This is a genomic window from Pigmentiphaga litoralis, from assembly GCF_014651835.1.
Lineage (GTDB): Bacteria > Pseudomonadota > Gammaproteobacteria > Burkholderiales > Burkholderiaceae_B > Pigmentiphaga > Pigmentiphaga litoralis.
In genome coordinates this window covers 3,226,387-3,241,944 of the sequence record NZ_BMXQ01000001.1, presented here as the reverse complement: position 1 = coordinate 3,241,944, position 15,558 = coordinate 3,226,387, and the positions used below count along the sequence as shown (strand labels likewise).

General features: G+C 65.6%; 13 protein-coding genes. 4 read left to right on the top strand and 9 right to left on the bottom strand.

Going from position 1 to position 15,558, the window contains the following annotated elements; all coding sequences use genetic code 11:
* Positions 1-13 precede the first annotated feature (13 nt).
* Complete coding sequence (locus IE116_RS14725; RefSeq protein WP_189613562.1) at positions 14-454, bottom strand: YybH family protein; 441 nt, start codon at positions 452-454, stop codon at positions 14-16.
* Positions 441-1,268 carry an amidohydrolase family protein gene (locus IE116_RS14720; protein ID WP_189613560.1) on the bottom strand — a complete coding sequence of 276 codons (828 nt, stop codon included), beginning with the start codon at positions 1,266-1,268 and terminating at the stop codon, positions 441-443. Before IE116_RS14720 ends, IE116_RS14725 begins: the two co-directional genes overlap by 14 nt.
* A 171-nt stretch (positions 1,269-1,439) precedes the next feature.
* Here IE116_RS14720 and IE116_RS14715 point away from each other — a divergent pair, with 171 nt between their 5' ends.
* From IE116_RS14715 to IE116_RS14705, 3 genes are read left to right on the top strand one after another with little or no spacing between them, the layout of a single operon-like run.
* The gene (locus IE116_RS14715; RefSeq protein ID WP_189613558.1) at positions 1,440-2,303 is read left to right on the top strand and encodes a DNA-binding transcriptional regulator; all 864 of its coding nucleotides are present in this window, start codon (positions 1,440-1,442) and stop codon (positions 2,301-2,303) included.
* Positions 2,300-3,889 (top strand): class I adenylate-forming enzyme family protein, encoded by a 1,590-nt coding sequence (locus IE116_RS14710; RefSeq protein ID WP_189613556.1) that lies wholly within the window; start codon positions 2,300-2,302, stop codon positions 3,887-3,889. Before IE116_RS14715 ends, IE116_RS14710 begins: the two co-directional genes overlap by 4 nt.
* Complete coding sequence (locus IE116_RS14705; protein ID WP_189613554.1) at positions 3,886-4,662, top strand: SDR family NAD(P)-dependent oxidoreductase; 777 nt, start codon at positions 3,886-3,888, stop codon at positions 4,660-4,662. Before IE116_RS14710 ends, IE116_RS14705 begins: the two co-directional genes overlap by 4 nt.
* A 23-nt stretch (positions 4,663-4,685) precedes the next feature.
* Here IE116_RS14705 and IE116_RS14700 read toward each other — a convergent pair whose 3' ends face one another.
* Together IE116_RS14700 and metK are read right to left on the bottom strand one after the other, a co-directional pair.
* Positions 4,686-4,910, bottom strand: a complete 225-nt coding sequence (locus IE116_RS14700) for a DUF1289 domain-containing protein (protein WP_189613552.1) — start codon at positions 4,908-4,910, stop codon at positions 4,686-4,688.
* Positions 4,911-4,930: 20 nt separating this feature from the next.
* Positions 4,931-6,100: a methionine adenosyltransferase gene (metK, locus tag IE116_RS14695; protein WP_189613550.1), complete on the bottom strand. Its 1,170-nt coding sequence runs from the start codon at positions 6,098-6,100 to the stop codon at positions 4,931-4,933.
* Between the two features lie 281 nt (positions 6,101-6,381).
* Here metK and IE116_RS14690 point away from each other — a divergent pair, with 281 nt between their 5' ends.
* Positions 6,382-7,233: a lysophospholipid acyltransferase family protein gene (locus tag IE116_RS14690; RefSeq protein WP_189613548.1), complete on the top strand. Its 852-nt coding sequence runs from the start codon at positions 6,382-6,384 to the stop codon at positions 7,231-7,233.
* Positions 7,234-7,271: 38 nt separating this feature from the next.
* Here IE116_RS14690 and IE116_RS14685 read toward each other — a convergent pair whose 3' ends face one another.
* From IE116_RS14685 to IE116_RS14665, 5 genes are all read right to left on the bottom strand, one after another.
* Positions 7,272-10,508 carry a PAS domain S-box protein gene (locus IE116_RS14685; RefSeq protein ID WP_189613546.1) on the bottom strand — a complete coding sequence of 1,079 codons (3,237 nt, stop codon included), beginning with the start codon at positions 10,506-10,508 and terminating at the stop codon, positions 7,272-7,274.
* 214 nt (positions 10,509-10,722) lie between these two features.
* Positions 10,723-12,954 (bottom strand): xanthine dehydrogenase family protein molybdopterin-binding subunit, encoded by a 2,232-nt coding sequence (locus tag IE116_RS14680; RefSeq protein WP_189613544.1) that lies wholly within the window; start codon positions 12,952-12,954, stop codon positions 10,723-10,725.
* A 9-nt stretch (positions 12,955-12,963) separates the two neighbouring features.
* Positions 12,964-13,416, bottom strand: coding sequence for a (2Fe-2S)-binding protein (locus tag IE116_RS14675; RefSeq protein ID WP_189613542.1), 453 nt, complete (start codon positions 13,414-13,416; stop codon positions 12,964-12,966).
* Positions 13,417-13,520: 104 nt separating this feature from the next.
* On the bottom strand, positions 13,521-14,792 hold the full coding sequence (locus IE116_RS14670; RefSeq protein ID WP_229828185.1) for a cytochrome P450: 1,272 nt from the start codon (positions 14,790-14,792) through the stop codon (positions 13,521-13,523).
* Positions 14,793-14,882: 90 nt separating this feature from the next.
* On the bottom strand, positions 14,883-15,500 hold the full coding sequence (locus tag IE116_RS14665) for a DUF4142 domain-containing protein (RefSeq protein WP_229828184.1): 618 nt from the start codon (positions 15,498-15,500) through the stop codon (positions 14,883-14,885).
* Positions 15,501-15,558 lie beyond the last annotated feature (58 nt).

The following is a 15,558-nucleotide window of genomic DNA, read 5'->3' as shown; positions in this document are numbered from 1 at the left end:
GCGTCGGCGGGCTTCAGCCCGTGGTCGGCGTCTCATCGCGAAACTGGGGAAAGACGCGGCGCGATGCATAACGCCAGGCGCCGTCCGCCTGCTTGACCACCACCTCTTCGACCAGCGCAAGCATGATCGCAGGCCGTGACGGCAGGACCGGCACCCCATCGGCGGCGTACAGATTCAGAATGTACTGGCAACGCACCTGGGTGTCGCTGTCCGGTTCGATGCGAAAGTTCTGGACCACATGCAGCGAGACGCGGGCGCCGCGGTCACGACGCCGTTCGTAGAACGCTTCGATGGCCGCGCGGCCGCGGTATTCGCGCACGCTCGACGCAAAGACGGCGTCCTCGACATAGTAGCTGGCGGCCTTGCCGCCTCCCGCGATGTCGACTTCGTGCCAGAAATCGATGGTCAGGGCTTCAAGTTCGTAGCGCAGGGAAAGCAGTTCAGTCTTGGTCATGGCGGGGTCGGTAGAAAAGGTTGGGCGTATCAAAGGCAATGCGGTGGCGGGTGACGGAATCCGGCACCCAGGTGCACAGGTCGTTCAGGACCTGTGTGTACGTGACGCGGGATTCGAAGGCGGCGAACGGCCAGTCGCTGCCCCACATGAGGCGCTGGGGCCCGGCGCATGCGATCAGTGCGGTGGCCGCCTGCATGACGAGGTCGTCTGAACCCACGCGGAACGCGGACGACAGCTTGACCCAGGTACGGCCGCCATCGATGGACCGCAGCAGGCGTTGGAAGCCTGCGCCGCCAATGCCGTCTTCCAGATCCGGACGACCGAAATGATCGACGACAACGTCCACGCCCGCCGCTTCCAGCGCAGGCAGGTAGTCCGGCAGGCGGCGCGCGTCATCGTGCAGTTGCACATGCCAGCCCAGTTCGGCGATGTGTCGCAGCAGGCCCCGGTATTCCACCGACGCAAAGTCCGGCACGCGAGCAACATTGCGCAGCTGGAAGCGCACGCCAACGGCGCCGCGGCGGGCCATGTCCTGCAAAGCCGGCAGGGGACAGTCGGGCGCGACGATCACCGTCGTCCTGAGTCGCGGATGACGGTCGCATGCCGCGAGCGGATAGTCGTTGTTGGTACCCGAGATGCTTGCGCCAGCCAGCACGCCCGACTCGACTCCATGTTCGTCCAGCGTGCGCAGGTACTGCTCCGCGTCGGCTTCAGCGGCCGGCGTGTGCCAGGCGCCTTCGGCCAATGGCATCGTCATGCTGAAGACATGGGCGTGCGTGTCGATGATGCGCGGGGCAGGGCGGGGTGGGGTCATGCATTCATCTCCATGCGGGTATCTCAGTGCGTCGATCGATGGGGCGATCTTACGGAGGGTGGTCGCGATTGCGATGCTGGCGATGGTCGATTTCGCTGAGCGAAAACGTCCGGGTAATTCAAGAGTCCGCGTCGAGCGCCTTCCTATACTCGAAAAAAAGGAGACCGCCGTATGCGTTCGACATCATGCGAAACCACTGCCGTCAGGTCCGTCGTTCGCGCGATCGATCTGTTGCGGACACTGAACCAGCGCTCGATATCCACGATCGACATGCTGCATTGCCAGACGCGCCTGCCCAAGGCAACGATCATGCGAATGATGCGGACACTGGAAGAATGCGGCCTGGTCAAGCACGCCCCGCAGCATGGCGCCTACTACCTGACGTCGGGCGTGCTGGCCCTCAGTCACGGTTATCACAGCGAACCGCTGGTGGTCGAGGCCGCCAAGCCCTGCATGGATGAACTGACCCGCCGCATCAAGTGGCCCGTGGCCGTCGCGATGCTCGATGAGCTGTCGATGGTGGTGCGCTACAGCACCATTCCCCTGTCGCCACTGGCGCTTCGACACTCGACCCTCAATGTGCGTCTGAGCCTCGCGAGCCGCGCCATCGGCCGCGCGTATCTGGCGCATTGTTCGGCCGAACAACAGGACGTGCTCATTACCGCGCTGGCGTCGTCGGACCGTGATGAAGACGCGCCTGCCAAGGATGGCGTTGCAATCCGGAACGTGCTTGATGACGTGCGCGCCCATGGCTTTGCGACCCGCGACACGCGGTACTGGCCCGCCACCAATACGCTTGCGGTGCCGGTTTTTGATCGGCACGGCGTCGCCTGTGCGGTGGGCTTGACCTACTTCGCATCGACCATGACCCCGGCGCAGGCCATTGCCCGGCATCTGGACGATCTGCAGGGTACCGCCGCCGACATCGGCACCCGCCTGCAGGCCATGCAGGCGATGCAGGCAAGTACGGCAGGTGGATACGGCACGCGCCCCGCGACATCCGACTTGAACCCTGTCCACAGGACTTCCCCATGAACGACACGTCCACCGACCCGTCCCGTTTCCAACCTTTCATCGAGATGATCGCCCGGCATGCGGCGGTCATGCCTGCAAATGTTGCATTCAGGATGGATGACGCCACGTTGAGGTGGCAGACACTGTTCGAGCGCGTCCAGCGTGTGGGGCGGGCGCTGGTGGCGGCGGGCGTGCAGCCCGGCGACCGCGTCGCGCTGCTCGGGTTGCCGTCGCTGGCCTATGTGGAGTGCCTGTTCGGCATCGTGGCGGCGCGCGCATGCGTGGTGCCGCTGCCGGCATCGGCAAGCGCGGACACGCTGGCCACGATGCTGGCCGACTGCGATGCCCGAATGCTGTTCGTTGATCCGGCGGTTGGCGACCTGCCTTGGACAGGCACTTCCGGTGCGGCGGCGCCGACATCGTGGACGACCGTGCGGTTTGGCGATGCGGGCGCACAGGCCACGGAATACGGCGCATGGCGCGACCAGCCCACTGGCGACCTGCCGCTGCCTGCCGCATCGCCCGACGACGCCTTCAACATCATCTATAGCTCTGGCACCACCGGCACGCCCAAGGGCATCGTGCACCTGCACGGCATGCGCCAGCGCCAGGCGCAGCGCAACGGCTTCGGCTTTGGCGCCCATAGCCGGGTTCTGCTGTCGACGCCGATGTACTCGAACACGACACTGACGCCCTTGCTGGGGTCGCTGGCGCATGGCGGGGAATGCGTGCTGATGCGCAAGTTCGACGCCGCGCGCTTCCTGTCGCTGGCCAGCCAGTTCAGGGCAACGCACACCATGCTGGTGCCGGTGCAATACAAGCGGCTTCTGGCGAGTCCGGAATTTGCCGCATCGGATCTGTCGGCGTTCGAATTGAGCCAGTCCACGGGCGCCCCGATGGATGCAGGACTGAAGCGCGACATCCTGGATCGGTGGCCCGGGCGTTTTCTCGAGGTCTATGGCATGACCGAAGGCGGGGTCTCGTGCTTTCTCGACGGGCGCGCCCATCCGGACAAGTTGCGCACGGTGGGCGTGCCGGTGCATGACACCGACATCCTGCTGATCGATGAGGCGGGCCGGCGCCTGCCGGGCCAGGCCAAGGACGCCGACGAGCCGGTGGTCGGCGAAATCGTCGGCCGCTCGCCTTTCATGATGGCGGGCTATCACAACCGGCCCGAAGCCACGGCCGAGATCCGCTGGTACGACGAAGACGGGGGCCTGTTCCATCGCACGGGCGACATCGGGCATATCGATGCCGATGGTTTCGTGACGCTGCTGGATCGCAGCAAGGACGTCATCATCTCGGGCGGCAACAACGTGTATGCCGCCGATCTGGAGGCGGTGCTGGTGCGGCACGAGGACGTCCAGGACTGCGCCGTCATTGGCGTGCCAAGCGCGCAGTGGGACGAGACGCCGCTTGCGCTGGTCGTGCTGCGTCCGGGTGCGCGCATTGACGAAGCCACCCTGCGTGACTGGGTCAACGCACGGCTGGGCAAGACGCAGCGGGTGTCGATCGTGGAGTTTCGCAACGATCTGGCGCGCTCCGAGCTGGGCAAGCTGTCAAAGAAAGTCTTGCGTGCGCCCTACTGGGCCAAGGCCAGCGCATGATCGATGAGGGCGCGCAGCGCCGCGTGTGCGTGATTACCGGATCGTCGACCGGCATCGGTGCGGCCACGGCGCGCCACTTCGCGCGGCAGGGTCACGATGTGGTCATCAACTATTCGCGCAGGCGCGACGCGGCCGATGCGGTCGCGCAGCAATGCCAGGCCGAAGGCGCGCAAGTGCTGGTCATCCGCGCAGACGTAGCCGACGACGCGCAGTGCCGGGCGCTGGCGCAGGAAGTCGGCCACCGGTGGGGGCGGGTCGATACGCTGGTCAACAATGCGGGAGCATCGGCCGGCGTCGTCAATCCGAAAGATCTCGACGCCCTGTCGGCCGATATGTTCCAGACCATCCATGCGGTCAATGTCGTGGGCGCGTTCCAGATGTCGCGGGCATTGCTGCCCCATATGCGCGGCCAGGCCGGCGCCAGCATCGTGAACGTGTCGTCGATGGCAGCGATCATGGGCACGGGTTCATCCATCGCCTATGCCGTGTCCAAGGGTGCCCTGAACACGCTGACCCTGGCGCTGGCGCGATCCTTGGCGCCCGACATTCGGGTCAATGCCGTGTTGCCCGGCCTGGTGGACAGCGATTGGTTGGCGGGTAGCCTGTCGCCGGAGCAACTGGCGGTGCGCAGGTCGCGCTACACCTCGCGCGCCCTGCTCAAGGACGTGATCACCCCGGACGACGTCGCGCAGACGGTCCACTGGCTGGCCGTCGATGCAAACAAAGTGACAGGGCAACTGATCCCGCTGGACGCAGGATTCAAGCTGGGGTGATGCCGCCTGCGTGGCGCAGCGCGTCAGCCGCGCCGCCGAGGATAGCCCTGGGCGCGGATGCGTTGCCACACCACCTGCTTTTCCTCGTCGGTCATGAACACCCAGTTGGAGACTTCCATGGCGGTCCGTCCGCACCCTCTGCAAATGTCATCGAAGAGGGTGGAACACACGGCCACGCACGGAGAGTCCGTGGCCGTGAAGGAAGCGGAGCTGACCGTTTTTGCGTAGTCGTTATCGTTGGAAGCCATGGAATCCAGGAAGGTGACGCTTAGCGGCCGGCCGAGGCGCGCAGCGCGGCAGCCTTGTCGGTCGCTTCCCAGCTGAACTCCGGTTCCGACCGGCCAAAGTGACCATACGCGGCCGACTTGGTGTAGATCGGGCGCAGCAGGTCCAGCATGGCCACGATGCCTTTCGGACGCAGGTCGAAGTGTTCCTGCACGAGGGCAACGATCTGGTCATCGGGGATCACGCCGGTGCCGTTGGTGTCGACGGTGATGTTGATCGGGGCGGCCACGCCAATGGCGTAGCTGACCTGGATCTGGCATTGCGTGGCCAGGCCGGCCGCGACCACGTTCTTGGCGACATACCGGGCCGCATACGCGGCCGAGCGGTCGACCTTGGACGGGTCCTTGCCCGAGAACGCGCCGCCACCGTGCGGGCATGCGCCGCCGTAGGTGTCGACGATGATCTTGCGGCCGGTCAGGCCGGCGTCGCCCTGCGGGCCACCGATCACAAAACGCCCGGTCGGATTCACCAGGTACTTGGTGTTCGCGGTCAGCATGCCTTCCGGGAAGCTTTTCTTGATGATCTCTTCGATCACGGCTTCGCGGATGGTTTCCTGGGAGACTTCAGGCGCGTGCTGGGTCGAGAGCACCACGGTGTGCACTTCGACCGGCTTGCCATCGACATAACGGAAAGTGACCTGCGACTTGGCGTCCGGACGCAGCCAGGACAGGCGGCCGTCCTTGCGCAGTTCGCTCTGGCGCTGCACCAGGCGGTGCGCGTACCAGATCGGCGCGGGCATCAGGTCGGGGGTTTCGGAGCAGGCAAAACCGAACATCAGGCCCTGGTCGCCAGCGCCCTGGTTCAGGTAGTCGTCGGACGCGCGGTCCACGCCCTGGGCGATGTCGGGAGACTGCTTGTCGTAGGCCACCAGCACGGCGCAGCCCTTGTAGTCGATCCCGTAGTCGGTGTTGTCGTAGCCGATGCGCTTGATGGTGTCGCGCGCGACCTGGATGTAGTCGACGTTGGCGCGGCTGGTGATCTCGCCTGCCAGCACCACCAGACCGGTGTTGCACAGCGTTTCGGCGGCGACCCGCGACGTGGGATCCTGTTCCAGCAACGCGTCCAGGATCGCATCGGAGATCTGGTCGGCGACCTTGTCCGGATGCCCTTCGGAAACGGATTCGGAGGTGAAGAGGTAGTCTTTGTTGGCCACTCGATGGTCCTTTTATCAACTGCCGGGAGTCTGCAACCGGCCCGGCATATCGGTTATGCGGCGCGTTGCACGGCAGGGTCAAGACCTTGTACGAGCAGCGACGCTTTAGCGGAATGTGGCGGTCGCGCATGCGCAAACGCCCGATCGCCCCGCAAGTTGTCGTGTTAACTCGGCGATCACAGTCATTTTAGGGGAAAATCGGGGATCGGGCCGCAGTGGCCCTACCGTCCTGTCGGTCTTCCCGGACCGGCGCGGCGCCCGTTTTCTCTATTTCGAGTCCGATGCTTACATTTTATCGACTGCTGGCCTGCCTGCCGCTTTCCTGGCTCCACTTCCTGGGTCGCCGCCTGGGCCTTCTCGTCTACCGGCTGTCGCCCACCTACGCCGCGCGCCTGCGCGAAAACGCCGCGCTGGCAGGCTTCACGGGCGAAAAGTTTGCCCGCGCGTCGGCCGCGTCGGCAGGGGAAGGCGCCCTGGAAGTGCCCAAGTGCTGGTTCCGGCCCGACGAAGCGTTGTCCAAGGTGCAGGCCGAAGGTTGGGACGATGTTGCGGCGGCGATCGCCGAAGGCAAGGGCATCCTGTTCATGACGCCGCACATTGGCTGCTTTGAAATCGCGGCGCGCTATTACGCGTATCGGGGCGGCCCGATCACCGTGCTCTACCGTCCGCCGCGCAAGCAATGGCTGTCGACCCTGGTTGAAGCCGGACGCGCGGGACCGAACCTGGATACGGCGCCCGCCAACCTGCAAGGAGTGCGACGATTGGTAAGGGCGTTGCGCAAGGGCGACGCGATCGGCATCCTGCCTGACCAGGTGCCGGGCAATGGCGAAGGCGTGTGGGCGCCGTTTTTTGGTCGCGATGCGTTTTCGATGGTGCTGCCCGGTCGCCTGGCCACGCAGACTGGCGCGGCCGTGGTGCTGGCAGCCGGCGAACGGCTGCCAGGCGGCAAGGGCTGGCGCGTGCACTATTTGCGGCTTCCGGGTCCGGTTCCGGAAGGCACCGACGCCCAGGCCGCCTGGGTGAATGCGGCCATGGAACGCATTATCCAGCGTGCGCCAGAACAATATCTGTGGGGCTACAACCGGTACAAGAAGCCGCGTGCGGCGGAAGCCCCGATAGCTGACGCGCAGTAAAGGCTGTTTGGCTGGTCGCTCACTGTTTGGCTTGTCGCTCACCTCACCCGCCGCAGCACCGCCTCGATCGCCACCGTGTCGTACGGTTTGCGCAGCACTTCAAAGCCTGAGGGCAGGGGATCGGGTTCGGTGCCGGTGGCAAAGATGATCCCGAGTCCGGGTGACCCTTTCTTGGCCGCGTGGGCCAGCGCTTCGCCCGACTCGCCAGGCAAGCCCAGGTCGGTGATCAGCACATCGATCGCTTCGCGGCTCAGGGTCGCCAAAGCGTCGCGCGCGTTGCCTGCCACGAACACGGTGTGTCCCAGTTCCTGCAGCAGTTCACGGGTGTTCTCGCGAATCAGCGCATCGTCTTCGACAAACAGGATGCGGCGGGCGCAGGTCGCGGGGCGGTGGTCGTCCAAGGGGGCTGGCGTGCCGGGAGGGCCGGCGGATCCGGCGCCGCGTCTGCCTTCGGCGGCCAATACCTGGCGAATTTTTCGCGCCAGTGCCTCGCGTGTGTAGGGCTTGCTCAGAAGGTCCACGCCCGCGTCGAGCCGGCCGCCATGCACGATGGAATTTTCGGTATAGCCGGACGTGAACAGCACGGCCAGCCCGGGCAGGCGTTCGCGGGCGCGGCGGGCCAGTTCCGGGCTGCGCATGGGGCCGGGCATGACGACGTCGGTGAACAGCACATCGATCGAGATCCCGCTCTCGATAATGGCCAGTGCGCTGGCCGCATCCGACGCTTTCAGGACGCGGTAGCCCAGCTCGGACAGTGTCTCGACCACCGTGGTGCGCACCTGGTCGTCGTCTTCGGCCACCAGAATGGTTTCGCGGCCGCCTTCGACCGCGGCAGTTTCGACCACCACGCCGACTTCTTCGACGTCATGTGAGCGCGGCAGATACAGCTTGACCGTCGTGCCCATGCCGGGTTCGCTGTAGATCTTGATGTGTCCGCCCGACTGCTTCACGAAGCCGTACACCATCGATAGACCAAGCCCGGTGCCCTTGCCTTCGGGCTTGGTCGAAAAGAAGGGTTCGTAGGCCTGTGCGAGCACCTCGGGCGTCATGCCGCAACCGGTGTCGGTCACGGCCAGCATCACGTATTGGCCGGGCGTGACTTCGACGTGCTGACGCGCATACGCGTCGTCCAGGAAGGCATTGCCGGCTTCAAGGGTGAGCCTGCCCGTCCCGTCCATGGCGTCGCGCGCGTTGATGGCCAGGTTCAGGATGGCGTTTTCCACCTGCGTGGGATCGACCAGCGTGTTCCACAGGCCGCCCGACACCAGTGTTTCGATTTCGACCGCCTCGCCCAGGCTGCGGCGCAGCATGTCTTCCATGCCCCCGATCAGCCGGCCGATCTTGATGGTCTTGGGTTCGAGCGGCTGGCGCCTGCCGAACGCAAGCAACTGGCTGGCCAGCTTGGCGCCGCGCTGCACGCCGCCCAATGCATTGGCCAGCCGGCGTTCGGCGCGGCCATTGCCGGCCACATCGGTCGCCAGCAGTTGCAGGTTGCCCGAGATCACCTGCAGCAGGTTGTTGAAGTCGTGGGCCACACCGCCGGTCAGCTTGCCGATGGTCTCCATCTTTTGCGACTGCTGCAACGCGAGTTCGGTGCGGCGCAATGCATCGGCGGCTTCGCGGTCGGCGGTAATGTCGCGGCCCACGGCGTGGATGAATCGGGCGTCGGGCACCGCTGTCCACGACAGCACCACGTAGTGACCGTCGCGGCAGCGGTAGCGGTTCACGAACTTGAAGGTGCGCTTGCCGGCGCTCAGGTCGCCCACTTCGGCAAGGGTGTCGATGCGGTCGTCGGGATGCACCAGGTCCATGAAGGACCGCCCTACCAATGCGTTGGCGTCCCAGCCCAGCAGTTCGGTCCAGGCTGGGTTGATGGCGACGATGTTGGCCTCGAAGTCGGCCACCAGCATCACGTCAGTTGACAGCCGCCACATGCGATCGCGGTCGGCCTGGCTCTCGGCCACCTGTTGTTCCAACGTTTTGTTCAGGCGTTCCAGCGCGCGTGCGGCCGACTTCTGGTCTTCGATATCGGTGTTGCTGCCGACCCACCGCACGATATCGCCCGCCGCATCGCGAATCGGCAAGGCACGCGACAGATGCCAGCGATAGATGCCATCGGCCCGGCAGATGCGGAATTCGCACTCGAAGGTGCCCCCGGTCTCGACCGCGCGCTGCCACCGGTTCAGCGCATGGGGCACGTCGTCCGGATGCAGCGCGCGGTGCCACCAGGCGTTGCCGCCAAGCGTGCCGGGCTGCCGGCCGCTGAACGCGTAGACCTTGTCGTTGAACCAGTCGAGCGCGCCGCGGCTGTCGGCGGACCACACCTGGTTCGGCATGGCCTGCGCAAAGGTGCGGAACTTTGCCTCGCTCTCGGCAACGGCGCTTTCGGCCAGCAGGCGGTCCGTGACGTCGGTACCCTGGATGAAGATGCCGATGACGTCGCCGTCTTCGCTGCGCACCGGCTGGTAGATGAAGTCCACGTGGCGCAGTTCCGTCGCGGCGCCGGGCGTGCGCGTCAGGTGCATGGGATGCGCCGCCCCCGCGTCCGATCGGCCCAGCGTGTACACCTGATCGAGCCGCTCGAAGAAGCCCTGGCCGGCCAGTTCCGGCATGCAATCGCGAATGCTGGATCCAAGGAGTTCGCGATGGCCGACCAGGGACATGAACGCCGCGTTGGCCATGTCGAATACGTGGGTCGGCCCGGTCAGCATGGCCATGAAGCCCGGCGCCTGCTCGAACAGGCGGCGCAGGCGTTCGCGTTCGCCGCTGAGCCAGCGTTCCGCGCGCACTTTCGCCGTCGTCTCCACCACGATCGCAATGACGCCAACAGGCACGCCGTCGGGGCCGGGAATGGGCGAATAGTCCAGGTTCATCCACACCGGTTCGCCGACCCCGTTGCGATACAGGGTCAGTTCCTGGTCTTCGTATCGCAGCGTCTTTCCAGCCAGGCCGACCTTCATTACGTTGTCATTGAAGTCAGCAATTTCGGCCCAGCCTTCCCGCACGTTGGACCCGAGCAGTTCGGGATGGCGCCCGCCCGCGAATACCGAATAGGCATCGTTATAGAGCATCACGCCTGCGTCGCCCCACAGCGTCACGATGGGCAGCGGCGCGCGCAGGATCAGTGCAAGGGTGGTGGTGAGCGTGCCGGGCCAGGTGTCGATCGGCCCGATCGGCGTGGCCGACCAGTCACGTGTGGCAATGATGTTGGCGACATCGCCGCCTTGGGCAAGAAAGGGAAAGGATGACGAGGGCGGCGTGAGCGAGTCGGTCATGAGTGCGGTGACTGCACTGCACGGGCAGGCGTCACGTCGAAGTGCAGTGAGGGATGGGCGGGCGCAGCCCATGCATGTTACCCGCCGACGGCCGGCATGATGCCGGGCTTGCAACCAGATGTAGCGTCGAGCTGCCCACGGCACATCGAGAAACAGAAAAGCCCGGACGACGCTTGAAGAAAGCGTCGTCCGGGCCTTGAGCTACTGCAGGGTGTCACGCCGATTTCAGTTGCGCACTCGACACCGGCAGTTTGCGGATGCGTTGACCGGTCGCGGCAAAGATCGCGTTGGTCAAGGCAGGCGCCGTGGCGGCAGTGCCTGGCTCGCCGATGCCGCCCGGGTCATCGGTGCTCTTGGCCAGATACACCTCGATCCTGGGCGCTTCATTCAGCCGCATCATCCGGTAATCGCCAAAGTTGGATTGCTGCACCCGCCCCTTGTCGAAGGTGATCTCGTTCCACAAGGCTGCCGTCAGGCCGAACACCACGCCGCTTTCGATCTGCGCCATGACGGTGTCCGGATTGATCAACTGGCCGCAGTCGACGGCGCACACGACGCGGGTCACCTTTACTTCGCCCGCGGGGTCGACTGCCACGTCGATGACCTGGGCGATATAGCTGCCGAAGGCAAACTGCGCGGACACGCCGCGGCCCACGCGATGGCCTTCGACAGCCGGCGCAGGCGTACCCCAGTTGGCTTTCTGGGCCGCCAGGTTCAGCACTTCGCGCAGGCGGGGCGACTTGTCGAGGAGTTCACGGCGGTAGGCGACCGGATCCTGCTTCGCGGTGGCGGCGAGCTCGTCGATGAAGCTTTCGACCACCCAGATGTTGTGCGTCGGGCCGACGCCGCGCCAGAACGCGGTGGGCACCGGCGGTTCATGACGCACGTAGTCCACATGCACGTTCGGGATGGCATAGGGCATGTCGCGCGCGCCTTCCACGGCGTCGGGGTCCAGCCCGTCCTTCATGGCGGCCGGCGCAAAACGCGCCATGATCGACGATCCGGTAATGCGGTGCGACCAGCTTTGCGGCTGGCCCTTGTCGTCCAGCGTGGCCGACAACCGGTCATAGTAATAAGGCCGATACATGTCGTGCTGGATGTCTTCTTCGCGGGTCCAGACGAACTTGACCGGTTGCTTCAGCTGCTTGGCGAACGCGACAGCCTGCGTGACCATGTCCACCTCCAGCCGCCGTCCAAAGCCGCCGCCAATGAAATGGTTGTGGACCCTGACCTGGTCGTTGGTCAGGCCGGTCAGCTTGGCCGCCGCGCCCTGCGCCAGGGCCGGCACCTGGGTGCCCAGCCACAGGTCGCAGCCATCGGCGCGCAGATCGACGGTGCAGTTCATGGGCTCCATCGTGGCATGGGCCAGGAAAGGCATCTCGTAGACGGCTTCCAGGCGCTTGCCGCCCTTGGGCGCGTCCTTGTTTGCGTCGCCGTCGTTGCGCGCCACGACGCCCGCAGTGTTCGATGCCGTCTTCATGTCGGCAATGATGGTGGCCGTGGTCATGGACGCGTTCGGACCGTCCGACCAGGTCGGCTCGAGCGCGGCCAGGCCTTGCTTGGCGGCCCACATGTGGTCCCCTACCACGGCCACGGCGTTGTCCAGCTTGAGCACGTGACGCACGCCCTTGACCGCCATGGCCTTGGCGTCATCGGCGGCCTGCAGCTTGCCGCCCGGCACCGGGCAGGCCGCGACCGTGGCGACCAGCATATTCGGCAGGCGGACATCGATCCCGAACTTGGCCTGGCCGTTCACCTTGTCGGCGGAGTCCAGCCGCTTCATGGACTTGCCGATCACCGTGAAGTCGTCGGCCTTTTTGAGCTTGATCGTTTTTGGCGTGTCCATCTTTGCCGCCGAGTCGACCAGTTCGCCGTAATGCATGCTGCGGCCGCTGGCGGTATGGGTGACCTTGCCATTGCGGGCCTGGCATTCGCCCGCGTCAACCTTCCACGTTTGCGCGGCGGCATCGATCAGTACCATGCGCGCCGCGGCGCCCGCTTCGCGCATGGGTTGCCAGCCGCCGCGGATCGACGTCGATCCGCCGGTGACCTGGCCCCCCAGCAGCGGGTCGCTGTACAGGGTGTTGTCGGCGGGCGCGTGTTCAAGCCTGACCTGCGACAGGTCCACTTCCAGCTCTTCGGCGATCAGCATGGGCATCGACGTGTAGGTGCCCTGGCCCATCTCGACCTTGTGCACGATCAGGGTTACGACGCCCTGCCGGTCGATGCGGATGAAGGCCCGCTGCGCCAGCGCGGGGGCGTCGCCCGTCACGTTGGTGGTGGCGTGGCCGACCGCCGCTTCGGGGGGTGTGGCGTTGCGGTCTTTGCGGTTGCATGCCGTCAGGCCAAAGCCGATCAGCAGGCCACCTCCGGCGGCGGCGCCGACCTGCAGAAAGCGGCGGCGGGTGGGGGAGGCTACGGCTGCGGGAGTCGAGAGATCGGTCATGTCGGCTCCTTACGTCGCGGCCGCGATCTTGATCGCGGCGCGAATGCGGCCGTAGGTACCGCAACGGCAGATGTTGCCCGACATGGCGCCATCGATATCGGCATCCGACGGGGTCGGCGTGGTCTTGAGCAGCGCCGTCGCCGCCATGATCTGGCCGGACTGGCAGTAGCCGCACTGTACGACGTCGATCTGCCGCCAGGCCGCCTGCACCTTCTTGCCGACCGGGTCCTGGTCCATGGCTTCAATGGTGGTAATGGCCTTGCCTTCAGCGACCGACACCGGCGTCACGCACGACCGGATGGCGGCGCCGTCCATGTGCACCGTACAGGCGCCGCACATCGAAATGCCACAGCCGAACTTGGTGCCGGTCAGGCCGGCCACATCGCGAATGGCCCACAGCAGGGGCATGTCATCAGGGACATCGAGCGTGGTCGGCTGTCCATTGAGTGTGAAGGAAGGCATAGGTGGGCTCCGTACGAAAACGACAGCGTACCGCTGGCCTGGCAGGCAAGGCGGGAGTAGCCGGCAAGGTTCTGGGGGAATTGAGCGGGGGGTTCAGGAAGGCGTCAGGCAGTGCCCATGCCGACGTCGGCCAGACCGGCCTGACGGATGCCGGCGCGTGCCTTGACCAGGATGCGGCCGCGCGGCAAGGCGGGCAGCCGGCGCCAGTCCAGTTCGGTATCGCCAGGGATGACTTCGCTGCGCAGCAGATGGTCAACAAAGAGGCCCATCAGCGCGGTGGTGACATCTTCGCCGGGACACCGGTGATGCGTGCGGACATCGGCGCCGCCTTGGGGCACCAGGTCGAAGGGACCGATCGTCCGGTCAAGAAAACGGGTCGGGTCGAAGCGCTCCGGCATGTCCCAGGTGCGGGGATCATGATTGGTTCCATACAGGTCGAGCATGGCGCGGCGACCACGTTCGATACGCATGCCCTTCCATTCGAAGTCCTGCGTGGCGCGCGCCACCACGGCCGGAAAAAAGGGATAGTGCCGTCGGATCTCCTGGACGAACGCGAGCTTGAATCGGCGATCGCCATCGGCAAGCCGTCGGGCACATGCCGGATGCATTGCCAACGCATGGGCAACGAAGACGATATAGACCGACACCGCCACCACCGGCCGCAATACGTTCAGCAATTCGGCGGCAGCCACGTGCGAGGACAGCACCTGTCCGTCGGCGTCATGATGACGCGCGATCGCAGCGAGCACGCTGTCGGCGGGGGGCGTATGGCGCCCCGCACGGACATCGTCAATCACGCCTGCCAGCCAGCGTTCCGCCTGGCCCCGTGCCGCGCGCGCGCGAAAGTGGCTGGCGACATTGCGTGCGGCATCATCGAACAGGGCCACCAGCTGGCCTTGCCGGCGCGGCGCGTCTTCTCGGGACAGCGGCACGCCTGCCCAGCGGCATACCGCGCGCGTCAGCACGCAGTGGGTCAGCTCATACAGGGGCTGCGCGGTACCGCCCGACAAGGCGGCATGCCATTCGCGCGAGGTGTGCTGAACCAGCGACTGCACGGCGGCAGCATTCAGCACATCGACGAACATGGCCTTGCGCACGCGGTGGGCAGCGGCGTCCAGATTCTGCACCGTCACCTTGCCAAACAGCGTGGCCCGGACGGGCTCGGGTGCGGCCGTGGCGCGCTGGAAGCGGTCGGTGTCGTAGAACACCGCCGCGGCCTGCGCGCCGCTCAGGCAAAGGGTCGGCTGCAACATGATCCGGGCCTCGAAAGCCTCGGTGCCCAGGCGCCTGCACTGGCTGGAAATGTAGCGATAGGGATCGGCCAGCATGGCCAGCGTACTTTCCAGCCGGCCGTCCCTGGGCATCGTTGCAACCATCAACCTTCCTTGAAACGGATGAGCGGGATTTGCTTGCGGCGGCAGAGCCTGCTCAGGCATGCCGCCGCATCCTCCCGGTCAACGGGGCGCTCAGTCCTTGCCGAGCTTGGTCTGCAGCGTCTTGGCCATCTTCAGATGGTGTTCGAGCGACGGCAGCGTCTTTGCAGCAAATGCCTTGACCTGGGGATCGCGGGCGCTGCGCGAGGCTTCGCGGAACTGCTTGATGGTGGCTTCGTGCGAAGCGACGCCGATCCGGCGCATGAACATCTTGTCGAAGTTGTCGCCATCGAGCACGCCCAGCGCGCGAAGTTCGGTCCGTTGCACCACCGAAGGCTCGGTAGGCGGCGTGTAGCCCTTGGACGAGGCCAGGGTCGCCAGTTCCTGGTTCACCTTGGTGTGTTCGTCGATCAGCATCTGGCCAAAGGCCTTGACTTCAGCGTTGCTGGCCTTGGTCTGGGCCATCTTGCCCGCCTCGACTTCGGCAAAACCTCCCTGCGCCGCGTTCTCCAGGAACGCAGTGTCCGCCTTCTGCAGGTTGGAACGCGATCCCTTCGACGACGGCATCGACGTATCGGGCGATGTCGCCGGCGCGGCGCGGACGGTCGGGCCATCCGGAGGCGTCTTCGAGCCGGTCTGTGCGACCGCGGCCGTGCTGGCCATGACGAAACATGCGGCTACGGCGCTCAAGGTTGCGGTGCGAATGCTCATGGAGGACTCCTAGTGGGTTTTCTTTGGGAGATTCCGGTACAGCAAGTGTCGCGCCCGG